The 24,453-nt window shown below is 60.4% G+C and carries 22 protein-coding genes; 12 read left to right on the forward strand and 10 right to left on the reverse strand.

All coding sequences use genetic code 11. The annotated features are described in order from the left end of the window. The first annotated feature begins 58 nt into the window (after positions 1-58). Complete coding sequence (locus B4F27_RS12210) at positions 59-682, forward strand: helix-turn-helix domain-containing protein (RefSeq protein ID WP_039912303.1); 624 nt, start codon at positions 59-61, stop codon at positions 680-682. 91 nt (positions 683-773) lie between these two features. Here the strand turns inward: B4F27_RS12210 and B4F27_RS12215 are convergent, their stop codons facing one another. Next, positions 774-2,492, reverse strand: coding sequence for an extracellular solute-binding protein (locus tag B4F27_RS12215; RefSeq protein ID WP_349676285.1), 1,719 nt, complete (start codon positions 2,490-2,492; stop codon positions 774-776). A gap of 423 nt (positions 2,493-2,915) precedes the next feature. Between B4F27_RS12215 and B4F27_RS12220 the strand changes: the two genes are divergently transcribed. Together B4F27_RS12220 and B4F27_RS12225 are read left to right on the forward strand one after the other, a co-directional pair. After that, a complete protein-coding gene (locus B4F27_RS12220; protein ID WP_340246502.1) occupies positions 2,916-3,689 on the forward strand; it encodes a 3-hydroxybutyrate dehydrogenase in 774 nt (257 codons plus the stop codon). 60 nt (positions 3,690-3,749) lie between these two features. Then, positions 3,750-4,781, forward strand: coding sequence for a patatin-like phospholipase family protein (locus B4F27_RS12225; RefSeq protein ID WP_286759801.1), 1,032 nt, complete (start codon positions 3,750-3,752; stop codon positions 4,779-4,781). Here the strand turns inward: B4F27_RS12225 and B4F27_RS12230 are convergent. The 4 genes from B4F27_RS12230 to B4F27_RS12245 form a co-directional block, all read right to left on the reverse strand. Beyond that, positions 4,774-5,520, reverse strand: coding sequence for a DUF502 domain-containing protein (locus B4F27_RS12230; protein ID WP_074634838.1), 747 nt, complete (start codon positions 5,518-5,520; stop codon positions 4,774-4,776). The two genes, B4F27_RS12225 and B4F27_RS12230, sit on opposite strands and share 8 nt — an antisense overlap. An 86-nt stretch (positions 5,521-5,606) precedes the next feature. After that, a complete protein-coding gene (locus tag B4F27_RS12235; protein ID WP_286759802.1) occupies positions 5,607-6,521 on the reverse strand; it encodes a pseudouridine-5'-phosphate glycosidase in 915 nt (304 codons plus the stop codon). Continuing rightward, positions 6,518-7,402: a PfkB family carbohydrate kinase gene (locus B4F27_RS12240; RefSeq protein ID WP_037944378.1), complete on the reverse strand. Its 885-nt coding sequence runs from the start codon at positions 7,400-7,402 to the stop codon at positions 6,518-6,520. The genes B4F27_RS12235 and B4F27_RS12240 overlap by 4 nt, the downstream gene beginning before the upstream one ends. Positions 7,403-7,459: 57 nt before the next feature. Further along, positions 7,460-8,275 (reverse strand): DUF4198 domain-containing protein, encoded by an 816-nt coding sequence (locus B4F27_RS12245; RefSeq protein WP_286759803.1) that lies wholly within the window; start codon positions 8,273-8,275, stop codon positions 7,460-7,462. Here B4F27_RS12245 and B4F27_RS12250 point away from each other — a divergent pair. After that, entirely contained in the window at positions 8,274-9,599 is a 1,326-nt protein-coding gene (locus B4F27_RS12250) for a HupE/UreJ family protein (RefSeq protein WP_286759804.1), read from the forward strand. The genes B4F27_RS12245 and B4F27_RS12250 overlap by 2 nt on opposite strands. Before the next feature lie 16 nt (positions 9,600-9,615). Here B4F27_RS12250 and B4F27_RS12255 read toward each other — a convergent pair whose 3' ends face one another. After that, entirely contained in the window at positions 9,616-10,236 is a 621-nt protein-coding gene (locus B4F27_RS12255; protein ID WP_286759805.1) for a thiamine phosphate synthase, read from the reverse strand. Between the two features lie 156 nt (positions 10,237-10,392). Here B4F27_RS12255 and B4F27_RS12260 point away from each other — a divergent pair, with 156 nt between their 5' ends. The 4 genes from B4F27_RS12260 to B4F27_RS12275 all read left to right on the forward strand — a co-directional run bounded on the left by B4F27_RS12260 (position 10,393) and on the right by B4F27_RS12275 (position 14,320). Next, positions 10,393-11,145: an RNA methyltransferase gene (locus B4F27_RS12260; protein ID WP_286759806.1), complete on the forward strand. Its 753-nt coding sequence runs from the start codon at positions 10,393-10,395 to the stop codon at positions 11,143-11,145. Positions 11,146-11,200: 55 nt separating this feature from the next. After that, entirely contained in the window at positions 11,201-12,352 is a 1,152-nt protein-coding gene (ctaA, locus tag B4F27_RS12265; protein WP_037944373.1) for a heme A synthase, read from the forward strand. Beyond that, on the forward strand, positions 12,352-13,827 hold the full coding sequence (locus tag B4F27_RS12270; RefSeq protein WP_286759807.1) for a carboxypeptidase M32: 1,476 nt from the start codon (positions 12,352-12,354) through the stop codon (positions 13,825-13,827). Before ctaA ends, B4F27_RS12270 begins: the two co-directional genes overlap by 1 nt. Before the next feature lie 142 nt (positions 13,828-13,969). Continuing rightward, positions 13,970-14,320, forward strand: a complete 351-nt coding sequence (locus B4F27_RS12275; protein WP_005853754.1) for a hypothetical protein — start codon at positions 13,970-13,972, stop codon at positions 14,318-14,320. A 141-nt stretch (positions 14,321-14,461) separates the two neighbouring features. On the opposite strand, the gene gyrA is transcribed toward B4F27_RS12275, so the two are convergent. Beyond that, entirely contained in the window at positions 14,462-17,218 is a 2,757-nt protein-coding gene (gene gyrA / locus B4F27_RS12280) for a DNA gyrase subunit A (protein WP_286759808.1), read from the reverse strand. Positions 17,219-17,457: 239 nt separating this feature from the next. Between gyrA and B4F27_RS12285 the strand changes: the two genes are divergently transcribed. Next, positions 17,458-18,519: a DUF2855 family protein gene (locus B4F27_RS12285; RefSeq protein ID WP_286759809.1), complete on the forward strand. Its 1,062-nt coding sequence runs from the start codon at positions 17,458-17,460 to the stop codon at positions 18,517-18,519. 18 nt (positions 18,520-18,537) lie between these two features. Here B4F27_RS12285 and B4F27_RS12290 read toward each other — a convergent pair whose 3' ends face one another. Then, a complete protein-coding gene (locus B4F27_RS12290) occupies positions 18,538-19,485 on the reverse strand; it encodes a radical SAM protein (protein WP_286759810.1) in 948 nt (315 codons plus the stop codon). Between the two features lie 177 nt (positions 19,486-19,662). On the opposite strand from B4F27_RS12290, the gene zwf reads away from it, so the two are divergent. Genes zwf through pgi form a run of 3 tightly spaced genes read left to right on the forward strand, consistent with a single transcriptional unit; the run spans position 19,663 to position 23,386 of the window. Next, positions 19,663-21,132: a glucose-6-phosphate dehydrogenase gene (zwf, locus tag B4F27_RS12295; RefSeq protein ID WP_286759811.1), complete on the forward strand. Its 1,470-nt coding sequence runs from the start codon at positions 19,663-19,665 to the stop codon at positions 21,130-21,132. Further along, a complete protein-coding gene (pgl, locus tag B4F27_RS12300; RefSeq protein ID WP_286759812.1) occupies positions 21,129-21,800 on the forward strand; it encodes a 6-phosphogluconolactonase in 672 nt (223 codons plus the stop codon). The genes zwf and pgl overlap by 4 nt, the downstream gene beginning before the upstream one ends. Then, a complete protein-coding gene (gene pgi / locus B4F27_RS12305) occupies positions 21,797-23,386 on the forward strand; it encodes a glucose-6-phosphate isomerase (RefSeq protein ID WP_286759813.1) in 1,590 nt (529 codons plus the stop codon). The genes pgl and pgi overlap by 4 nt, the downstream gene beginning before the upstream one ends. A gap of 86 nt (positions 23,387-23,472) precedes the next feature. Here the strand turns inward: pgi and B4F27_RS12310 are convergent, their stop codons facing one another. After that, positions 23,473-23,925 (reverse strand): GNAT family N-acetyltransferase, encoded by a 453-nt coding sequence (locus B4F27_RS12310; protein ID WP_286759814.1) that lies wholly within the window; start codon positions 23,923-23,925, stop codon positions 23,473-23,475. Positions 23,926-23,961: 36 nt separating this feature from the next. After that, positions 23,962-24,441 carry an acyl-CoA thioesterase gene (locus B4F27_RS12315; RefSeq protein WP_037944363.1) on the reverse strand — a complete coding sequence of 160 codons (480 nt, stop codon included), beginning with the start codon at positions 24,439-24,441 and terminating at the stop codon, positions 23,962-23,964. Between the last annotated feature and the right edge of the window lie 12 nt (positions 24,442-24,453).

Raw genomic sequence — 24,453 nt, forward strand, 5'->3', positions numbered from 1 at the left:
TCGCTACCCCGCGCGCAGCAGCGTTGCAAGCGCTCCGGCGCGACGCTATAGCCAGCGCATGACGCAAGACGGCCCGAAATCCATGATCCAGATCGCCCGCGAAAGCGGCGAGACGGAAACCGCCCCGCCTGTTGATCTGGGGGCGCGCGTGCGCGAGCTGCGCAAGGCGCGCAACTGGACGCTGGAGCAAGCCGCCAATCAGGCCGGACTGGCCCGCTCCACGCTCAGCAAGATCGAGAACGGCCAGATGTCGCCCACCTATGAGGCGCTGAAAAAGCTCGCCGTGGGGTTGGAAATCTCGGTGCCACAGCTCTTTACGCCCCCCTCGGCGGGGCAGATCAACGGGCGCATGGCGGTCACCAAATCGGGCGAGGGGGCGGCCAAGGCGACGACTACCTACGAGCACACAATGCTGGCCGATACGCTGCGCAAAAAGCAGATGCTGCCCTACCGCGCGCGTATCCGTGCCCGCCGGATGGATGAATTCGACGGCTGGGTGCGCCACGACGGGGAAGAGTTCCTTTACGTGCTGACCGGCGTCATCACCTTATACACCGAATTCTACGAACCCGTCGAAATGCGCCGCGGGGACAGCGCCTATTATGATGCGACGATGGGGCATAACGTCGTCTCTACCAGCGATGAGGACGCCACGATCCTTTGGGTCACATCGCTCACCTAACCGACGGGCCCGCGCTTCATTTTGCCAAATAAACTCTCCCCGAAGGGCCGCTACGCCACAGGCACCGCCGCCTGATACCTATATGCGTCGCTTACTGGGCCGGTTCAATCCACCAGACCTCGGGCATATAGTTCGGCCCGTCGCCATACAGCGGCACGTGTTCAGGGTATTTCAACGCTGCGACATGCGCGATGCGGTCTTCGGTGAACTGCCAGAACGGGATGACATAGCGCCCGGCGGTCAGCACGCGATCCAGCGCGCGCGTGGCGGCGGTGAAATTCTCGGCGCTGCTGGCCCCGACCATCGTATCGATCATCGCATCAATGGCAGGGGATTTCACCCCCATCAGGTTGCGGCTGCCTTCCTGATCGGCTGCCTCCGACCCCCAGTAATAGCGTTGTTCGTTGCCCGGGCTCAGCGAGAGGGCGCGGCGGAAGATGGCCATGTCAAAGTCGAAGGCCGCGTTACGCGCGACGAATTGCGCGTCATCCACAGCGTCCACGCGGGCGGTGATGCCCAGACGGGCCAGCGCCTGGATATAAAGCTCGGCAATGGCGATATTCTCGCTGCTGCCTTTGGACAGCAGGATGCTGAACGACAAAGGCTGCCCGTCAGGCCCCCGCATGGTGCCGCCGTCGGCGCTGAAACCCGCGTCGGCCAGCGCGCCCATGGCGCGGCGGATGCCCGCGCGGTTGCGGGCGGATCCGTCGGACACGGGCAGCGCATAGCCGTCAAGCGCACCGGCGGGCAGATCATCAGCAAAGGGAGTCAACAACTCGGCCACACGGCCGGTGGCGGGGCCGTCTTGCATCGCCAGCGGAGAGTTCGAGAAATAAGAGGTAATGCGCGGTTGCGCCCCGCCGGTCAGCGTCTCGTTGATATACTCAAAGTTAAAGGCCGCGATCAGCGCCTCACGCACGCGGATGTCGTCAAAGGGCGCGCGGCGGGTGTTCATGACCAATCCGGTCATGCCCGAGGGTTTGCTATGGGCGAAGGTGGATTTGACCACGTCACCGCGCTGCACGGCGGGGAAGTCATATTGCGTCGCCCAGCTTTCGGCGTTGAATTCGCGCAGGGCGGAAATCTCTCCGGCCTTGAACGCCTCGAACAACACATTCGCGTCGCCGTAAAAGTCGAGCTTTATCTCGTCGATGTTATGGGTGCCTTTGCGAAACGGCACATCCTTGCCCCAGTAGTCAGGGTTACGCGTCAGGATGACCTGTTTGCCCGCCTTATAATCGCTGACCACATAGGGGCCGGAGCCCAGCGGTATCTCCGCCAGCGGGGCGTTGGCGAAATCGCGGCCTTCCCATTGCGCCTTGCTCAGGATCGGACGCATCCCTGCCAGCAGGGCCAGCTCTCGGTTGTCGGTGTTGAACACCATTTTGACGCTGCGCGGACCGGTCAGGGTGATGCTGTCGATCTGGGCATAAAGCCCATGGTAGCGCGGGTGCCCCTTTGTGCCGAGCATTTCGTAGCTAAAGATCACATCCTCGGGGGTGACCGGACTGCCATCAGAGAAGCGCGCCTCGGGTCGCAGGGTGAATTCGACCCAGGACCGGTCCTCCGGGACCTCAATCGATTCGGCCAAAAGCCCGTAAAGCGCGAAAGGTTCATCCCACGAACGGCCCATCAGGCTTTCATGGGTGAAGAACGGCAACTGCCACGGAGAGGTGCCCTTGCGCACGAAGGGATTGAGGCTGTCAACCCCGCCGGTGTTGCCCAGAACGATCGCGCCGCCTTGGGGCGCTTCAGGGTTGGCATAGGGCAGCGACACAAAATCAGGTGGGAGAGCAGGGGCCCCATACATAGATATACCATGTGCGGGCTCGGCGCGGGCGAATCCACTGAGAAGAATCAGTGAAGAAACAGCTGCAACTGCCCGACAGCTTTGGAAAAATTTAAACGCCATTTTAGCAACAATCCCGCTCTGCCCTTGTTTTATTAGCGTATTCCTTAGCGATGCGGCGGCTACAGTTCAAACTTTAAGCTTGGATTACGGCGGCGAATTGCGTATAACGAACTCACTGCTCGATAGGTTTCTTGCCTGTATGAAACCTGCCTCAATAACTTAACGTCCGCTTCGTGCGGACGTTTTTTTTTGCCCGTGTTCCGGCATATGTCTAGGCAGCAGGGGCATTCCGCCGGGGTGCGGAATTAGCCGTTTCCATTCGTTTCGCAGCCCGCCATGATGCACCTGCAGAAACGCTAGGAGATTTTCATGGCTTACAGCATCGATCTTTCAGGAAAAACAGCAGTCATCACGGGGTCCAATTCCGGTATTGGGCTTGGCATCGCTTGGGCATTGGCGCGGGCGGGGGCGGATGTCGTGCTGAACTCCTTTACCGACCGCGACGAAGACCACGCTATTGCTAAAGACATCGCCACCGAAACCAGCGTGACCGCGCGCTATATCAAGGCGGATATGTCGAAAGCCGAAGAATGCCGCCAGCTGATCACCGATGCAGGGCGCTGCGATATTCTGGTGAACAACGCGGGCATCCAGCATGTCGCGCCGATCCCCAGCTTCCCGACCGAAAAATGGGACGCGATCATCGCCATCAACCTCAGCTCTGCGTTTCACACCACGGCGGTGGCTCTGCCAATGATGCGCGAGGCGGGCTGGGGCCGCGTGATCAACGTCGCTTCGGCGCACGGGCTGACAGCCTCGCCCTATAAATCCGCCTATATTGCGGCCAAGCACGGGATCGTCGGGCTGTCCAAAACCACAGCCCTGGAAACGGCCGAAGACCCGATCACCTGCAATGCCATCTGCCCGGGCTATGTGCTGACCGATATCGTAGAAAAGCAGATCCCCGACACGATGAAAGAATACGACATGTCGCGCGAAGAGGTGATCAAGAACGTCATGCTCAAGCGCCAACCGTCGAAAGAGTTCGCCACGGTCGAACAACTGGGCGGCACCGCGACCTTCCTATGTTCCGAGGCGGGGGACCAGATCACCGGTACAACGATCAGCGTCGATGGTGGCTGGACCGCCCTGTAATATAGCACCCGTCGCCGCGCGCGGGGATACCTCGCGCGCGCCGATTGGCGGAGCGTCTAGATGCAGAAAAAACAGATCAACCTTGCCCTACAGGGCGGCGGCGCGCATGGGGCCTACACCTGGGGCGTGCTTGACCGGCTGCTGGAAGAGCCAGAGCTTGAGATCAGCGGTATTTCCGGCACATCGGCTGGCGCACTGAACGGCGCTGCATTGAAGGCGGGGCTGATCAAGGGCGGGCATCAGGCCGCGCGCGATAATCTGGATTGGCTGTGGGATAAGGTCGCCGGTGTCGGTAACCTGCATCTGAACGGCTGGATGGCCCCCTTTGGCGTCGGTGCGCTTAGTCAGGCGATGGCCTATAGCTGGCCGGTCATGCTCAGCACGGCGATGACGCAGATCGTGTCGCCCTATGTCTACGGCCCGCTCTATCGCAACCCGCTGCGCGATATTGTCGAGACGTTTGATTACGAACATATCTGCGAGGCGGCGGGACCACGGCTGTTTGTCAGCGCGACCAAAGTGCGCGACGGCAAGATCCGCGTCTTCGAGAAAGAAGAGATCACGCCGGATGCGATCCTCGCCTCTGCCTGTCTGCCGACGCTGTTTCAGGCGATCGAGATGGAGGATCCGAAATCGGGCCGGCGCGAGGCGTTCTGGGACGGGGGCTATACCGGCAATCCGGCGCTTTTCCCGCTGTATTCCTCGGACTTGCCGGGGGATATCGTCATCATCAATATCAACCCGCTTGAACGGGACGAACTGCCCACCACGCCGCAGATGATCCACAATCGAGTGAACGAAATCAGCTTTAATTCCAGCCTGTTACGCGAACTTCGTGCGATCCACTTTGTGCAGAACCTGCTGGATCAGGGACGTGTCGAGGAAGGTCAGATGCAGCGGTTGCGGATTCATATGGTCGCTGACGATGATCTGATGTCGCAGCTGTCCACCGCTACCAAAAGCGTGCCGAACGGGGCGGTGATCACTGCGCTTAAATCCGCGGGCCGCACCTCGGCCGAGCGGTTTCTGCAAACCGATATCGACAGTATAGGCAAACGCAGTTCAGTCGATCTGCGCAAGATGTTCAGCTAGGGGAAATGCGGTCGGGCCGCGGGGTCGCGGATGGGTCCACAGGCACCGGTTTCTTTGGCGGATAGACCAGCCCGGCAGAGATCACCAGCTTGGCTGCGTCCTCGACCGACATGTCGAGCTCGGTCACATCCTTTTGCGGCACGAACAACAAAAAGCCCGAGGTCGGGTTGGGCGTGGTTGGCACAAACACCCCCACAAGGTTCGATCCTTCACCCCCTGCTGCGGCGACCTCTCCCTTTGCGGGGATAGAGATAAAACCAAGCGCCCACATACCCTTACGCGGGTATTCAATCATGCAGGCGGTTTCAAAGCTGCGCTCTGACTGGGCGAAAATCGTTTCCGAAATCTGCTTGATGCCGGAATAGATGGTCCGCACCACAGGTGTACGCTCTACCAGACTTTCGGCGAAACGGATGAACGACCGCCCGATAATGCCCTTGGCCAGCCAACCGACGATGACCGTAAACAGCAAGAAGATGATCACACCGATGCCGCGCACGTTGATCTGGGCAGACGGGTCCAACCCGAAATACGTCTGGATCAGCCGGTCGGGGTGATAGGCCAGCGGCACCATCGGCAGCACGATCCCGTCGATCCAGCCGATCACGCTCCAGATCAGCCAGATCGTGAGGCCGACCGGCGCAATCACCACCAGCCCCGTCAGGAACGAAGCCCTGATCCGCGAGAGCAAAGTCCGGCGCGGTGCGGGAGGAAGGGGCGGCGTAAACGGTGTGTTCATGAATGAAGGTTATCCCACTGCAGCAATGCGTTAGAGCTAGGGCGTTTCACGCGTTGCTACAATGGAGGACGCATAATAATTAAGCTTTATGCGTCTTTTGACATAAGTGCAGCCGCAATTTTGGACGCAAAACGGGCGTTGTTGCGCACCAATGCGATGTTCGCGCTGAGCGACCGGCCTTCGGTCAGTTCAAAGATGCGCTGCAATAGATAGGGGGTCACGGCCTTACCGCTGATGCCGTGGGTATTGGCATCGGCTTGCGCGGCCTTGATGATGGGTGCCAGATCAGCGGCGGCGATTTCATCCTCTTTCGGGATCGGGTTGGCGACCAGCTGCCCCCCGGGCAGACCCATGTGGCCGCGCATTTTATGGGCGGCGGCGATATCAGTCGCGTTATCCATGCGCAGGGGCGATTTCAGCGGGGAGGTGCTGCTCCAGAAGGCGGGGAAGCTGTCTTGGCCGACGGTGATCACCGGCACGCCTTGCGTTTCCAGCACCTCGAGCGTTTTGGCCACATCCAGAATGGCCTTGGCCCCCGCGGCGACAACGGTCACCGGCGTTTGGGCAAGCTCCATCAGGTCGGCAGAGATATCAAAGCTGTCTTCTGCGCCCTTATGCACGCCGCCGATACCGCCGGTGGCGAAAACCGCGATCTCGGCCAGATGGGCGGCGATCATCGTCGCGGCAACCGTTGTGGCACCGGTGCCGCCCGTGGCGATGCAGGCCGCCATATCGGCGCGAGACAGTTTGGCGACATTCTTGGCCTGCGCCAATGCCGTCAGCTCCTCGTCCTCGAGCCCGATGTGCAACCGTCCGTCGATCACAGCGATGGTGGCGGGGATCGCACCGGCCTCACGCACATCTGCCTCGACCTGACGCGCTACCTCGAGGTTTTGCGGATAGGGCATCCCGTGGGTGATGATCGTGCTTTCCAGCGCAACAACGGGGGTGCCATTCGCATGGGCTTTGGCGACTTCGGCAGAGCGGTGCAGGGGAATCATATTTTGGTCTCTCCAGAAACATATTGGGCAGCGGCACTAAGCGCTTGGGTCAGGGCCGCGTCTGGTGCCGCCCCTTTGATTTCAGCCGCGATATGGGCAGCCATGAACGTATCACCGGCACCGGTGACGCGGGTGACAGAGACGGGCGGCGGGTTCTGGGTGATCAGACCGCTTGGCGCACCCACCGTCGCGGGATTGCCGCCATCGGTCACCACCGCGCGAACGGCACCGCGCGACAGCAGCGCCGTGGCCGCATCGCGCGAATTGTCGAATGTCGCCTGACACAGCAGACCCGCTTCTTCGAGGTTGACGTAAAGCGTGCCGCGTTCCGCCTGCAAAAACGGTGTGAGCCGTTGCGCCTTGCCCGGCGACGCAGGAGCGACGCGCAGATCGGCATGCTCAAGCAGCGGGCTACGGGCCATTTGCGACAGCAGGTCTAGCGTCAGGTTGCCATCCAGCGCCACGGCCCCGCGGTAGGGAGTGGGCAGCGATCCGTCTTCGAACGGGCGCAAGATTTTGTCGCCCGCAGCCTCGAGCGAATGAGCATCGGCAATGGCAGCGATCAGGCCGTTGGTGCCCTCGACCGCCATATAGCGGTCCGTGGGCAGATCATCCGAGCGGTACACATGATCCGTATGCAGCCCGCGCAGCTTGCACGCGGCGATCAGTTCATCGCCTTCCGGGTCACGCCCGACGGCGCTGATGAGGGCGGGGGACAGCCCAAAGCGGGCCAGCGCCATCGCGATATTCAGCGCAACGCCACCGGGCAGACGCGAGATGCGACCGGGCATATCAGAGCCTTGTCGCATGACCGTATCGCCACGGCCGATAATGTCCCAAAGCACGGAACCGATGCAGAGAATGTCAGGTGTATGTGTCATGCCGCCGGTATGGCCCAACCGATATGGCGGGCGCAAGGCGCGGCGGCGCGAAAAGGCCTATTCCGGCACGGCAAATGTCAGCGATGCCCAAAGGCTCTCCCATTGGGGGCTGGTGGGGGTGGTTTCCACGTCCGGGGCAGGGCGCAGCACCACGGCATCCACCAGATAGGTCATCCCCGCGGTAACCGGAAATTGGACGTGCCCCGCGTCATCCGTCCGGTATTTGGTCACGGTGACGTTCTTGTCGGCGTCGCGTTCATAGACTTCGACCTGCACATCGCGGCGCGGCTCTTGCTGGTAGGTCAGCGCGACCTCCATCTGCTGATCGGCCGCAAGCGTGTAGGGGTTGGTGAGAGCGACAAATTCGGTTTCAAGCCCCAAGGCTTTGTCTTCACCTTGTCCGTCGCCGACAGCGATCAGTGCCTTGGAATAGCGGCTATAGCGTTCGCGCACCTTGTCTTGGGGGTAACCCTTCGAGCGGTGCTCGGCCAATGCCTGCATGAAATCCTTGTGCACGGTAAATCCGACGAATGTTTGCCAGTCTTTATAGGTCAGCATTGTCGCCTTGGCCTGATGCGCGACGATTGCCAGCCCTTCCTGATCCGGCGCGGTCATCTTCAGCGCCGGGATATCGCCCATGCGCGCTGCGACCGGTGTGGTTTCCCCGTCAAAAGTCACGTCAAACCGTTCGGTGCTGTTCGGGAAATAGGCGAGGCGTGTGCCCTCGAACAACTGACCGTTGCGGATGTCGGTTGTTATTTCGGTGCCGGGCTGTACTTGATACGCGGGCGCGTCCAGCCAGAATTCATGCGCAGTGACAGCCGAAGTTGGTAATAAGAATGATAGTACGAGTACGAAACGGGACAGAAACATGATAACAACCTTTTATAAACTGATACTCAAGCTGGCCTATGCGCTGGTTTTGTCAAGTGGGATGGCAGGGCTCGCGCAGGCGCATGAAGTCGTGCCGACCATCGCCGATGTGCAAAGCAGCGACGGTCAGGTCACGCTTGATCTGCGCGTGAACCTAGAGGCGCTGATGTCCGGCATTGATCTGGACGCTGTGGCCGATACGAATGATGCCGAAAATGCCAGCGATTACGACAGCTTGCGTGCCTTGCCCGCCGATGAGGTCGCGGCCCGTACGCCGGAATTGCTGGCCCAGTGGAACGCGCTACCGCTGCTGCGCGCCGATGGGGAGCCTGTGGCGCTGGAGGCAGTGGCGCTGACGCTTCCCGAAGACGTGAACCCAGAGCTGCCCCGTATCGCCGAATGGTCGCTGCAAGGAATGGTGCCGCAAGACACGCGCGGGCTGGTGGTGTCATGGCCTGATGGGTCGGGCGCGCTGGTTCTGCGCCAACAAGGGGTCGAAAACCCCTATACCGGTTATCTGGACGGTGGCGCGGAAAGCCCCGAAATTTTGCTTGCGGGCGGCGGACAGCAATCCGCGTGGGAGGCGTTTGCCAGCTATATTCCCGTCGGGTTTGACCACATCCTGCCCAAAGGGCTGGATCATATCCTGTTCGTGCTGGGGCTGTTTTTCCTGTCGACGCATCTGCGCCCGCTGGTCTGGCAGGTCACGGCGTTTACGGCCGCGCATACGGTGACATTGGCGCTTGGCGCGCTTGGCTGGGTGACTGTCCCCGGTAGCATTGTCGAGCCGTTGATCGCCGCCTCTATCGTCTATGTCGCGGTCGAGAATATCTTTCTTGCAGGGCTCAGCCCGTGGAGACCGCTGGTGATCTTTGGCTTTGGTCTGTTGCACGGGCTTGGTTTTGCCTCGGTGCTGGGGGAATTCGGCTTGCCGCAAGACCAGTTCATCCCCGCGCTCATCGGGTTCAACATCGGGGTAGAGATCGGGCAGCTCACCGTGATTGCCGTCATGTTCCTCTGTGTCTGGCAGGCGCTGCGGGTGATGCGCGGGCAGGGTGACCCGCGTGCGACCAAGGGGCTTTATGTTGCGCTGACGGTGATTGCGCTGGCGCTGTGCATTGTACCGATGCCCGCCGTGGCCGCGCTGCTGGAGGCACCGGTGCCGGTGTTCCTGATCCCGCTGGCGCTGGTCTTTACCGGGTGTTTCCTGTCGGTGCAGTTCCGTCAGGTCGCGGCACCCTACCGTCGCTTTGTCGCCATCCCGGCGTCGGTCGCGATTGCGATCATCGGGGCCTATTGGTTCGTAGAGCGGGTGTTCCTGTAACACCCGCCCTGCGTGGTTACTTCATCGCGGCAATCAGATCAGCGAGCGCATGTTCGGGTGTTTCGCTGGTCCAGATTTCATCCCCGATGCCGAAAAAGTCGGTAACGGGGGTGAGCGCGCGGATCAGATCGGTGTTGAGCCCGCCTTCGGCGACGACCGGCACTTCGATCACTTCGGACCACCATTGGAATAGCTCTAGTTCGGCGTGGGTGCCATCGTCCAGCAGGGACGCGTTCACCGGACCAAAGCTGATGTAATCCGCACCCGCTTCGCCTGCGGCCATGCCGTCGTGACGCGAGCCGTTGCAAAAGCTGCCGACAATGGCGTCATCGCCCAAGGTCTTGCGCGCATGACGCACGGAGCGTGCCGCATCCGACAGATGCACGCCATCAAGCCCCAACCGTTCCGCCAGCAAAGTGTGATCCGCAATCACCAGCGCAATGTCACGCGCGTCGGTGACGCCCCGCAGTGCATCCGCCGCGCGCATTACGCGATCTTCGTCACGGGTGCTGAGCGCCAGACGCACGCAGGCCACATCATGCGCATCCAGCACACGCGCCAGCTGGTCGGGGAAGCTGGAGAGTTCAAGCTCGGGCGGGGTAATCAGGTAAAGCTGCGGCTGTTCGGGCGTATCCATGGCTTGCTGTCCTTTGCGTTATTGCGCGTCAATTAGCGGATCACGCGGGGAAAGAAAAACTTTTATGCCTTCGGCGAGGATTTTTTCCCATTTGGAAGGCGCGCGGAGCGCCCCGTCGTTCTTGCGAGGTGCGCGCCGCGCGCGTATGAGGTGCCCATGAATGATACAGTAGAACACCCGCAGATCCCGGCCTTTGTGCTTGTGCGCCCGCAGATGGGCGAAAACATCGGTGCCGCCGCACGGGCCATGTGGAACTTTGGCCTTGATCGCATGCGCATTGTCGCGCCGCGTGACGGCTGGCCGAACCCTTCGGCCGTTGCTATGGCCTCGGGTGCAGGGCGGTTGCTGGATGAGGCAGTGATCTATGATGATGTCGCCGGTGCTGTGGGCGACGCTGCCTTTGTTTTTGCCACCACGGCGCGTGATCGTGATCTGACCAAGCCAGTGTATAGTCCTGAAGCAGCCATGGCCAAAGCCGCGCAGATGATCCGCGAGGGCCGCCGTGTGTCGGTGCTGTTCGGGCCGGAACGGGCTGGGCTTGAGAATGATGATATCAGCCGCGCGAATGCGATTGTCTCGGTGCCGGTAAACCCTGCCTTCGCCTCGCTTAACCTTGCGCAATGTGTGTTGCTGATGGGCTATGAGTGGATGCGCGCGCAGGGCGATGTCGTGGCCGAGCAGGTCGAGATGGCGGGCACCGACTGGGCCGACAACAGCGAGATCGAACATCTCGCACGTCATTTCGAGGAACGTCTCGACACCGCCGGCTTTTTCTACCCCGAGCACAAGGCCGCCAGCATGAAGATCAATCTGCGCAACATGTGGTCGCGCCTGCCGCTGACCCGTGCCGACGTGCAGACCTTGCACGGCACCCTGCGACAGATGGTACGTTGGAAAGAGCGCGGCTAGACCTTTGTGCGCTTGTGTCCTACTTCTGCACAAACCCTAGCAGACGAGAGGCACCATGGCCGAAAAACGAAAGCTGTTCGAGGACGTAGGCGAGGCGCAGGCCACGCGCCCCGTGGCACAGGCTGGCGGCATTGACCGCGGGCGGGGTGGGGCACGCCGTGGCATCCGTATCTGGCTGTTCATCCTATTCGCATTGGTCTTTGTGATGATCGCCGTGGGCGGTCTGACCCGATTGACCGACAGCGGCCTGAGCATCACCGAATGGAAGCCCTTTACCGGAGCCATGCCGCCGATGAACGAGGCGGACTGGCAGTCGGAATTCGCCAAATACCAAGAGATTGACGAGTTTCAGGTCCAGAACTCCTGGATGGAACTGTCTGATTTCAAAGCAATCTACTGGTGGGAATGGGGCCATCGGCAGTTGGGGCGGGTGATTGGTCTGGTCTGGGCTGTCGGGTTTTTGTGGTTTCTCTTGCGTCGCCAGATCCCCGTTGGCTGGTCCGGGCGTTTGCTTGTCTTGGGCGGTCTTGGCGGTCTGCAGGGTGCGATCGGCTGGTGGATGGTGTCGTCGGGCGTCACCACCGGAGAGGCGGTTCTGGATGTCGCCAGCTACCGTTTGGCCACGCATCTGGGGCTTGCCTTTGTCATCCTCGGGTTCATCACCTGGTATGCGTTGCTCTTGGGCCGGAGCGAGCGTGACCTGATGCAGGCGCGACGCGCCAAGGAGGCGAAGCTTTTCGGCATGTCCACGGGCCTGTTGCATTTTGCCTTCCTGCAGATCCTGCTGGGCGCGCTGGTCGCGGGGATCGATGCGGGGCGGTTCTTTGTCGACTGGCCGCTGATGCAGGGGCAGTTCTTTCCGCCTGACGCCTTCAGCATCACGCCGGTCTGGCGCAACTTCTTTGAAAACCCCGGGCTGGTGCAGTTCATGCACCGCATGGCGGGCTATCTGCTGTTTGCCTTCGCTATCGTGGTCTGGCTGCGGGGCCGTAAGTCGGCGCATCCCAATACGCGCAAAGCGTTCAACCTGATGATGATTGCGATGCTGGGGCAGATCGCCTTGGGCATTGTGACCGTGATCAACGCCGCACCGGTACATATCGCGATCTTCCATCAGGTGCTTGCCGTGGTGCTGTGGGTGTTGATCCTGCGCGCCCGCTTCCTGAGCGCCTATCCCATTCCGACATCTGTACGAGGTAAATCCTGATGAGTGCTTTTGATGAGCTGATGGCGTTCCAGCGCGAAACCGAGGCGCTGGCACAGGTCGCGGGCCGGTTGGGTTGGGATCAGGAGACCGTCATGCCACGCGGGGCGGCCCCGCAGCGTGGCGAGGAGATGGCGGCAATGGAAGGCGTGCTTCATGCGCGCCGTGTTGATCCGCGCATTCCCGAGTGGCTGGACAGGATCGACGAGGCGGCGCTGAACCCCGTCGGACAAGCACAGCTGCGTGACATCCGTCGCAGTCACGCGCGCAGCTCTAAAGTGCCCGCAGCCCTTGCCGCGCGCATCGCGCGGGTCACCTCGGAAGCGCAGGGCATCTGGGCCGAGGCGCGCGCCGCCGATGATGTCGCGGCCTTTGCGCCAACCTTGGCCGAGGTGATCGCGTTGAAGCGCGAAGAGGGGCAGGCGCTGGCTGCTGGCGGCGATGTCTATGACGCGATGCTGGATGATTATGAACCCGGTGCGCGTGCTGCCGAGCTGGAGGCGATGTTCGGCGCATTGCGCCCCGAGCTGACGCGCCTGCGTGAAGCCGTGCGCGCCGCCGAAGCACCGCCGGTACTAGAGGGCCGCTTTGACGCGGAGACCCAGATGAAGCTGACACGTCAGCTCGCCACCACCTTCGGCTATGATATGGCTATGGGGCGTGTCGACAAGGCCGTGCATCCGTTCTCAAGCGGGTCGGGGCTTGATGTTCGGATCACCACACGCACCAACGAGCTGGACCCGTTCAACTGTTTTTATTCCACCATCCACGAGGTCGGACATGCCTGCTACGAGCAGGGCATCGACAAAGACTACCTTTTGACGCCGCTTGGGGCGGGGGTGTCTATGGGGGTGCACGAAAGTCAAAGCCGGATCTATGAAAACCAGCTTGGGCGCAGCCGTGCCTTTACCGGCTGGTTGTATGGTCAGATGCGCGATGCCTTCGGTGATTTTGGCGTGGCGGATGAAGAAACCTTCTACCGCATCGTGAACCGCGTGTCTGATGGCTATATCCGGACCGAGGCCGACGAGCTGCAATACAATCTGCACGTGCTCCTGCGGTTTGATCTGGAACGCGCTCTGATGGCCGGTGATCTGCAGGTCGGTGATCTGGAAGCCGCGTGGAACGACAGGTTCGAGGCCGATTTCGGCTATGCGGTTGACCGGCCCTCGAACGGCGTGTTGCAGGATGTGCATTGGTCGGTCGGTTTGTTCGGCTATTTCCCGACATATTCCTTGGGCAACGTCTATGCCGGGTGCCTGAATACGGCGCTGCGCCGCGATGTACCGGAACTGGATGCGCAATTGGCGCAGGGCGATACCTCTGCGGCGACGGGCTGGCTGCGCGAGAATGTCCAGCGCCACGGCGGGCTTTACGCTCCGCGGGATCTGATCACGCGCGCCACCGGGGAGCAGCCGAGCGAGGCCCCCTTGCTTTCTTATTTGACGGAGAAATTCAGCACTCTATATGCATTATAGTCTGGCCGAGCCCGAAAACGGTCGGTTGAATTGCATTTACTTGATCTGATGACCCTAGCGTCAATATCAAGTTTGCTATTGCGCCTGAAATATGCGATATGATGATCAAGATTTTTGACCTTCGCAAACTGGAGAAATTATTATGACACGCTTCACAGCATTCGCCGCCGCGCTTTTGATGACTGCCGGCGCAGCTTCCGCCCAAGTTACAACCCAAGCCGCTGTTGGTGGTGATTCCGGCGTTGCCGGCTACCCAACCACAGTTGTTGGCGAAAACGGCGTTACCTACGCTTGCCAAGCACCTACCGAAATCGATGGCATCATTGCACGTCGTTGCATCGATCCAAGCGCCGCTGGTGGCGTTGGCTTTGAAGGCCTGAGCCCCGCCGCGGCCGGTGGTATCGCAGCGGTTATCGTTGCTGTCGCAGTTATCGCAAGCAACGATGACGACGCAAACGGCACAAACGGCTCCAACGGTTCCAACGGGTCGTAAGCAATACAGATCTGACGATCTGAGAGTTTAGAAAACGCCCCCTCGGGGGCGTTTTCTTTATGGGTTTCCAATCCGTAGCGCGCAAAGAAAAAAGCCGCCCACTCAGGAAGAGGGGCGGCTATTTACATTTTGGTGGGCGACTTACGCCTCAGGCGTTGCGATCTCGTCGTCGCCGGTTTCATCACCCTGATCTGCAATCCAGGCAACGCTAACCACAACTTCGCCGCGTCCGGTGTCAAAGACTTTGACGCCACCGGCGCTGCGCGACCGGAAGGAAATACCCTCTACCGGGACGCGAATCGATTGCCCTTTAGAGGTCGCGAGCATGATCTGATCATCCATCTCGACAGGGAAGGAGGCGACGATATCGCCACCGCGCATTGCTTTGTCCATCGCGGTCACACCCAGGCCACCACGCCCGCGAACGGGATAGTCGTGGCTGGAGGACAGTTTGCCCGCGCCTTTTTCGGTGATTGTCAGCAGCAGGTTCTCGGCCGCGGACATTTCAGCGTAGCGCTCTTGCGAGAAATTCGGATCGGCGGGGGCTTCGTCTTCGTCGCCTTCCGCATCATCGGCCAGACCGGCCATCGCGCGGCGCATCTTGAGGTAGGCCGTCCGTTCTTCCGAGCTGGCGTCGAAGTGACGGATGATCGACATGGAGACGACCTTGTCATCGCCGTTCAGCTTGATTCCACGCACCCCGACAGAGGCGCGGCTGTTGAAGACGCGCACATCCGTCGCAGGGAAGCGGATCGCGCGGCCCGAATTGGTCACCAGCATGACATCATCGTCATTCGACGCGATGCGTGCGTTGATCAGCGTGGTGTCGGCGTGGTCGTCCTCGAACTTCATGGCGATCTTGCCGTTGCGCATGACGTTTGTGAAATCCGACAGCTTGTTCCGGCGCACGGTGCCCGCGGATGTCGCAAAGACCACCTGCAGATCGTCCCATTCTTTTTCGTCACGGTCCACGGGCATAATCGCCGCGATGGAAACGCCGGTCGGGATGGGCAGGATATTAACGATCGCCTTGCCCTTTGACGTGCGCCCGCCTTGGGGCAAGCGCCAGGTCTTGAGCTTGTAGACCATGCCGTCGGTCGTAAAGAACAGCAGTTGCGTGTGGGTATTAGCAACGAAGAGAGTGGTGACGACGTCCTCTTCCTTCGTTTGCATGCCCGAAACACCTTTGCCGCCGCGGCGTTGGCTGCGGAAATCGACCAGTGGGGTGCGTTTGATATAGCCGCCGGAGGTTACGGTCACGACCATATCCTCGCGCGCGATCAGGTCTTCGTCGTCCATGTCACCGGACCAGTCGACAATCTCTGTGCGGCGCGGCACGGCAAACTGGTCTTTCACTTCGGCCAGCTCGTCCGAGATGATGCCCATGATCCGTTCGCGGCTGCCCAGAATTTCAAGGTATTCCTTGATCTTCTTGGCCAGTTCTTCCAGCTCGTCGGTGACCTCTTTCACTCCGATCTGCGTCAGACGCTGCAAACGCAGTTCCAGAATGGCGCGGGCCTGTGCTTCGGACAGGTTATAGGTGCCGTCGTCATTGGCGGTATGTGTCGGATCGTCGATCAGTGCGATATATTGCAGGATCTGTTCCGCGGGCCAACGGCGGGTCATCAGCTTTTCGCGCGCTTCCGCGGCATCGGCGGAGGACCGGATCGTCGCGACGACCTCGTCGATATTGGTAACGGCCACGGCCAGACCACACAGGATGTGGCTGCGTTCACGCGCTTTGCGCAGCAGATAGGCAGTGCGGCGGGCGACGACATCTTCGCGGAAATCGATGAAGGATGTCAGGAACTTGCGCAGGGTCAGCTGTTCGGGCCGGCCGCCGTTGAGCGCCAGCATGTTACAGCCGAAATAGGTCTGCATCGGGGTGAAACGGTAAAGCTGGTTCATCACCACTTCGGCCGTCGCGTCGCGTTTCAGCTCGATCACAACCCGCACGCCGTTGCGGTCAGATTCATCCTGTACATGGGCGATGCCGTCGATCTTCTTCTCGCGCACCTGCTCGGCGATCTTTTCGATCATGGTGGATTTGTTCACCTGATAGCAGATCTCGTCGATGACGATGGCGAAACGGTCTTTACGAATCTCTTCGACACGGGTCTTGGCCCGCATGATCACACTGCCGCGCCCCTCAAGATAGGCTTTGCGCGCGCCCGAACGACCCAACATGATCCCGCCGGTGGGGAAGTCGGGGCCGGGGATATATTCGATCAGCTCTTCCGAGGTCAGATCGGGGTTCTCGATCAGGGCCTGACAGGCGTCGATCACTTCGCCCAAGTTATGCGGCGGGATGTTGGTCGCCATACCAACGGCGATACCGCCCGCGCCATTGACCAGCATATTCGGGAACCGTGCCGGCAAAACAGTGGGTTCACGTTCTTTGCCATCGTAGTTGTCGATGAAATCAACAGTTTCCTTGTCCAGATCGCCGGTCATGAAGGACGCGACCTTATCAAGGCGCGATTCCGTATAACGCATCGCCGCAGCGCTATCGCCGTCCATCGACCCAAAGTTACCCTGACCGTCGATCAGCGGTAGCGACATAGAGAAGTCCTGCGCCATGCGGACCAGAGCGTCGTAGATCGCGCTGTCCCCATGCGGGTGATAGGAACCCATCACGTCGCCCACGGACTTTGCCGACTTGCGGTAGGCTTTTTCGTGGGCGATGCCTTTTTCATACATCGAATAGATGATGCGGCGGTGAACCGGTTTCAGCCCGTCTCGCAGGTCGGGAATGGCGCGCGAAACGATGACCGACATGGCGTAATCCAGATAGGATGTCCGCATCTCGTGTTCGATATTGACCGAGGGGCCATCATACACGGGGCGCATAGCCGGGATTTCGTCATCGTTTTCAGGGGTTTCTGGCGTGTCGTTCACGTAATCTGCCTAGCTCTTGCTGGTTCTATATCTTGCGGTTTTGTATAGCAGACGGGGCATATCGGGTGCAATGCCTGCGGCCTTGGCAGGCGGGGATTCACTTGCTCATCAGGCTAAGTTGTTGAAATGTAATGATACTAAATCCGGCGTGATTTTTGTGGCGTAACGTCAATGTCAATTGGTGGTTCAAGCCCGCGCGTTTGGGGTAGGCTAAAGCAAAACGAGGGGGAGGCATCTACGTGCAACAGATATTGGTCAATCAAAACGCAATCACCGAAACCCGCATGCTCGAGGCGGAGGGAGAGCCGCTGGCACCGGGGCAGGCGCGTCTTGCGATCGAAAGCTTCGCGGTGACATCGAACAATGTGACCTATGCGGCGGCGGGTTTCGATATCGGCTATTGGCAGTTTTTCCCGACATCCGAGAACGGATGGGGGATCGTGCCCGTGTGGGGGACTGCAAAGGTTGTCGAAAGCCGCACAGATGTGCTTGAGCTCGGCACGCGGCTTTATGGCTTCTATCCAATGGCATCCGAACTGGTGATCACGCCAGAAAAAGGCGCGGCGGGTCTGGTGGATGCGGCGGCACATCGCGCGAAACTGCCCTTGATCTATAATCAGTACACGCCCGTCAAAACCGCCCCCGCATCAGAGGATCACCTGCGCGCCTTGCTGCAACCGCTGCTGGCGACGTCTTATCTGATTTACGACTGGCTGCTGGATAATGATTTCTTCGGTACCCAGCAGATTATTGTGGGCAGCGCGTCGTCCAAGACCGGATTGGGTCTGTGCAGCTACCTCGCCGAGGCAGAGGCGCGCGGGGTCAAGATCGTGGGCCTCACATCTGCTGGCAATCGCGCGTTTGTCGAAGGTTTGGGGCATTGCGATACGGTGCTGACCTACGACCAGATCGACGCGCTGGACCACGTCCCATCCGTCTATGTCGATATGTCCGGCAATAGTACGGTCAAAGCCAAACTGCACAGCACGTTGAAAAATCAGCTGAAACATTCCTCGGCTGTCGGGCTGAGCCATTGGGATCAGTTCACCCCGACAGCCCCGTTGGATGGTCCCAAGCCGCAATTCTTCTTTGCGCCCTCACAGGTCGCCAAGCGGCGCGAGGAATGGGGCCCCGGCAAGATCGAGGCGCAGATCACCGCCGCGTGGAAACGCATCGCGGCCAGCGCATCCGATTGGATGGAGGTGCAGGTACATGACGGCGTGGCCGATGCGGAAGAGGTCTATGCCACCCTCGCACGGGGGGAGGCCGACCCCAAGGTCGGCGCGATCATCCGCCCCTAGTGCTGTGCGGGAGCGGGGTCAGGCCGAACAGCTTGCCCCGCCCAAGACGCAGAATTTGGCGCAATGGGGGTGGTTCAGGGCAACGTCTTTTTCCGCCTCTTCCAGCGAATGGCCCAGCTCAAACTCTTCAGTGTAGGGCAGCAGGGTGCAGGCCAGCACGGCAGGGGTCGCAGCACCTTTGCGCTTTACCACCATACGCGAGCTTGAACACATCACCGCGTCGGGGGATTTATCCAGGATTCCCCAGCAGGCGGTGGTGATTTCGGGCACTTCGACGGTTTCATCCATCTCAGGGAAAAGCACTGTCATCCCAGGGTCTTGCGGGTCGATGTCAAAGCTGTGTTCAGCATAGAAAGCCCCGTATCCGGCGCGGCTGTCTTCGTCTGTGGCGCCAAAAATCGACCGCCCTGCAACGGCCATGCGGATGTTATTATCGCGCAGCCATTTCATGCCGGTCACTGTCTTTTCCAGCGCGCCCGCGCCGCGCTCTGCGTCATGCAGATCGGTGCGATAATGATCGACCGAAATGCGCAATGTCAGCTTGCCGGGATAGGCTTCGTTCAGGCGCACCAGCCCCGCTTGCACCGATTTACGCATCATCGGGCGCATGGCGTTGGTCAGGATCAGCACGTCATATCCGGCGGCCAGCGAGGCTTCGGTGATCTCGATCATCTGCGGGTTCATGAACGGCTCGCCGCCGGTAAAGGCAATCTCTGTCACTGGCCAGTTGCGCTGCGTGATTTGCCCCAGATAATCGCGCACCTCGTCGGCGGTGATATAGACCAGCGCATCATTCGTCGGGCTGGACGCGATATAGCAGTTCACACATTCAATGTTGCACAGGGTGCCGGTGTTGAACCACAGCGTCTGCGGGTTTGTCAGGCTGACAGTCGCGCGGGGTTCGCCCTTGGCCGTCAGGGCAGGATCCTGAAATTTACCGATATTTGCGTCGACAACGTCTTTCATAGGAAACCGGACCTCACCTGTATAAATTACTTTTCTTTGTCTATGCGAATGGTATGCGCAATAAAACCCCGTGTCATTTGGTGCACAGACTTGTGAAAAACGGAAATCTCAGTATGTTTGCGCTAACATCACATCTCGGCACCCAAACGTCGTAGCCTCGCGACAAGGAGCATCCACATGGTATCACGCGTCATTCCGGTCGATCCTTTTGATCTGGTGATTTTCGGCGGCACAGGCGATCTGGCGCGCCGCAAGATCCTGCCGGGCTTGTTCCGGCGCTTTTGTGCGGGGCAGATGCCCGAAAACGCCCGAGTCATCGGTGCCGCGCGCACAGAAATGGACCGCGCGGGCTACCAGCAGATGATCCGCGAGGCGATTGCCGAATTCAACGGCGACTTTGAGCACGAGAAGGCGCAGCTGGACGGGTTCATCGACCGGCTGGAATATGTCGCGATTGACGCGAAAGGCAAGGACGGCTGGGCCGAGCTGCAAAAGCTCATGGCCGGGACCGAACGGGTAGAGGCCTATTATTTCTCTGTCTCGCCCGCGTTGTTCGGTGATCTGGCGGAACGTCTGCAACAATGGGGCATGGCTGACGCGCAAAGCCGGATCGTCGTCGAAAAGCCCTTTGGCCGCGACCTGAAAACCGCGCAGGCGCTCAACGCCACGCTCGCCAAGTATTTCGACGAAAGCCAGATCTACCGGATCGACCACTATCTGGGCAAAGAGACAGTGCAAAACCTGATGGCTGTGCGGTTTGGCAACATGCTGTTCGAGCCGCTGTGGAACAGCCAATATGTCGATCACATCCAGATCACCGTGGCCGAAACCGTCGGCGTCGGGGGCAGGGGCGAATATTACGACAAATCAGGTGCCATGCGCGATATGGTGCAAAACCACCTGATGCAGCTTTTGTGCCTGATCGCGATGGAGCCGCCCGCGCGGTTTGACCCCGACGCGGTCCGCGATGAAAAGCTCAAGGTGATCCGCGCGCTCGACCCTGTGCTGCCGCACCACATCGCCCGCGGTCAATATCAGGCAGAACCGTGCAACGAGGCCGAACAACCCGGTTACCGTACCGCTGTGGGGGATCCACGCTCGCGCACCGAAAGCTTCGTCGCGCTGAAAACCCACATCAGTAACTGGCGGTGGGCTGGCACGCCTTTTTACCTACGCACCGGCAAACGCATGGCGGCGCGGTCCTCCGAGATCACGGTCGTGTTCAAGGAAACACCCCATTCGATTTTTGCCGAAGACGCAGGCCGCCACCGCAATGTTCTGTCGATCCGTTTGCAGCCGAACGAAGGCATCACCCTTGGCGTGACGATCAAGGAACCGGGCCCGGGCGGCATGCGTTTGGTGGACGTGCCCTTGGATATGACATTCGCCGACGCTTTGGGGCCTGAAGGCTCCGAACAGGTAGACGCCTATGAACGTCTGATCATGGACGTGATCCGTGGCAACCAGACCCTGTTCATGCGCGGCGACGAGGTAGAGGCCGCTTGGGCCTGGACCGACCCGATCATCCAGGGCTGGGAAGCGCGCAATGACGTGCCCAAACCCTACGACAGCGGGTCCGACGGCCCGACAGATGCCAACGAACTGATGCGCCGTGACCAGCGCCAATGGCGGGAGTATTCTGCATGAGGTTGATCGAATATGCCGACCGCGAAGTCCTTGCGATGGACCTCGCCAATCTGATCGCAGGGGAGCTGAAGAACGCCCTGCTGTCCCATGACACGGTCAGCTTTGCCGTGCCGGGCGGGACAACCCCGGGGCCGATCTTTGACAGCCTCAGCGGGGCCAATCTTGACTGGGCGCGGGTGCAGGTCATGCTGGGTGACGAACGCTGGGTCGCCCCCGACCACGAGATGTCGAACGCGCGGCTCTTGCGCAATCGCCTGCTGGTGGGTCGCGCGGCCGAGGCAGCGTTCACCCCTTTCTACATCGACGGGCTGACCTCGGCCGAGGCCGCAGAAACACTGTCCCCCAAGATCGAATCCCGATTGCCGCTGTCGGTGCTGTTGCTGGGCATGGGCGCGGATATGCACACGGCCTCGCTCTTTCCGGGTTCCAACGGGCTGGAGGCGGCAATGGCCGCGGACGCGCCGGCGCTCTGTCCAATCGATGTCGACGGGCAGGACATCGGGCGTATCACCCTGTCGCGCAGGGTGCTGGAAGGCGCAATGTCAAAACATCTTGTGATCTTTGGCGATGAAAAACGCGCAGCGGTGGAACAGGCGCAAAGCCTGCCGGCCCTCCAGGCCCCCATCGGCGCAGTATTGAACGAGGCAACAGTACATTGGGCACCATGACGCATTTTGATGATTTGATCCGTATGCAGGCGGCGGTGCAAGACCGCTCTATCCTGTCGTTGTTCGACACAGCCGATCGCGCCCAGACATTCAGCGCGCAGACCGGCGACATGTTGTTCGATTTCTCCAAAACCAATCTTGACCGCGATACGATGGATGCGCTGCTGGCGCTGGTAGACGCCTCCGATGTGCCCGCGCGCCGCGATGCGATGTTCGCAGGCGAAAAGATCAACGAGACCGAAGACCGCGCGGTACTGCACACGGCGCTGCGCAATCTTGATGGCGGGGCGGTGATGGTGGATGGGGCGGATGTGATGCCCGGCGTTCATGATACGCTCGACCGGATGCGCGGTTTCGCGGATCAGATCCGCAGCAGCGACATTACGGATGTGGTGAATATCGGTATCGGCGGGTCCGATCTTGGGCCCGCGATGGCGGTGCAGGCGCTCTCGCCCTATCATGACGGGCCGCGCTGCCACTTCGTGTCGAATGTCGACGGGGCGCATATCTCGGACACGCTCCGCGGGCTCGATGCGAAAACCACATTGGTGATCGTCGCTTCCAAGACCTTCACCACGATCGAGACGATGACCAACGCCCGCACCGCACGCGCGTGGATGACAGAGAATGGCGGCGATCCGGCAAAGCAGTTTGCCGCCCTGAGCACAGCGCAGGACAAGACCAGCGATTTCGGCATCGATGCGGATCAGGTCTTTGGCTTCGAAGACTGGGTCGGCGGGCGCTATTCCGTCTGGGGGCCCATTGGCCTGTCGCTGATGATCGCCATTGGCCCACGCGCCTTTGATGCGTTTCTGCGCGGCGGGCAGGCGATGGACCGTCACTTCTGCGCGGCCGCCCCGCACGAGAACATGCCCATGCTGCTGGCCTTGGTCGGCATCTGGCACAATCAGATATGCGGCTATGCCACCCGCGCCGTGCTGCCCTATGACCAGCGCTTGGGGCAACTGCCCGATTACCTCCAGCAGCTTGAGATGGAATCCAACGGCAAGTCGACCCTGATGGACGGCACAACCGCGCCCTATCACACGGGCCCCGTCGTCTGGGGCGCAGCGGGCACCAATGGTCAGCACGCGTTCTACCAGTTGATCCACCAAGGCACCCGCGTCATTCCTTGCGAATTCCTGATCGCGGCCAATGGGCACGAGCCGGACCTGACGCACCACCACAAGCTGCTGATCGCCAATTGCCTTGCGCAATCCGAAGCTTTGATGCGCGGTCGATCCTTGCAAGAAGCGTCAGAGATGATGGCGGCAAAAGGTCTGACCGGTGCCGAGCTGGACCGTCAGGCGCGCCACCGCGTCTTCCCCGGCAACCGCCCGTCGACCACGCTCAGCTACCCTCTGCTCGACCCGTTCACCTTGGGGCAGATCATCGCGCTGTATGAACATCGCGTCTTTGTGGAAGGCGTCATTCTGGGCATCAATTCCTACGATCAATGGGGCGTGGAGCTGGGCAAAGAGCTCGCCACCTCTTTGCAACCCATCGTCGAGGGCGCGGCACCTGCCACCGATAAAGACGGCTCAACCGCCGCTCTTGTCGCCTTTATTGCAAAACACGCCGATTAGGATCACGGCTTCATTTTGCCAAATAAACTCCGGGGAGTGTGAGGGGCAGCGCCCCTCATCCCCAACCTCGCGCACAACGCTGCAGCCTACCCGTTCAGCGCGATGTCATAGGTCACCCAGCCCGTGCGGGTTGCCAGCTTGTCGTAGGCACCACGCCCGCGATAGTTATCCTCTGCCGTGATCCAGCGCAGCGTGCCCCAGCCGTTGTTTTTCGCCACCGTCTCAACCGCTTTGATCAGCGCCTGTGCGGCCCCGGTGCCGCGGGCCTGCGGGCTGACAAACAGATCATCCAGAAAACAGTTCGTCGCCGCGCGCAGCTGGCTGACAAAGGGGCGGTAATGGGTAAACCCGACAAGCGCGCCGCTGGCATCCTGTGCCACGATGCAATTGCTGCCGTGATCGGGGTCCATCAGCCAGCCAAAGACGGTTTCACGCATCTGCGGCGTCTGATCGACCTTGTAGAAAGCGGCGTAGCCGGCAAAGAGCGCTTCCCAAGCGCTGCGATCCGCGGCCTCCATCGGGCGGGTGGTGAGTGTCATAGCTTATGTTCCTTTCGATGCACGCGCGCGCGGCGATTACCCCTCGGGGCGGGCGTTTTCAGTCTGCTCAAAATATTGTTTCAAACGGTCGGGCAGGGGATACCGACCGGAGCCGTCCCGTTCCAGCAGCACCAAAATACACTCGAACGTGGCCCGCAGTTCGCGGCCTACCCAAACCTCTTGCGCCAAAGCGTAAGAGGTGTTGCGAAAGCTGGTGCAGCGGCAGGTCACGATGTAATTCTCGCGCTCCAGCATCTCTTGCAGATAGCGGATCGACCCTGACCGGATCACCACGCGCGGGCCGGGGCTGTCGATCAGCCCGCGTTCCACCAATGACTGCGTATAGCGGATGCGCAGCCGTTCGAACCATTCGAAATAGACGGTGTTATTGACGTGGTTATTGGTGTCCAGATCAGAGAAGCGGACCTGATCTGCCATGGCCATCGGTTGCGGTGTTGGCATACCGGCGGCGCGTTGCTGATCGGGGGAAAGGGGCGTGTGATAAATAACTGTCATGAACCCTGCGTA

Source organism: Sulfitobacter sp. UBA1132 (assembly GCF_002311545.1).
GTDB lineage: Bacteria > Pseudomonadota > Alphaproteobacteria > Rhodobacterales > Rhodobacteraceae > Sulfitobacter > Sulfitobacter pontiacus.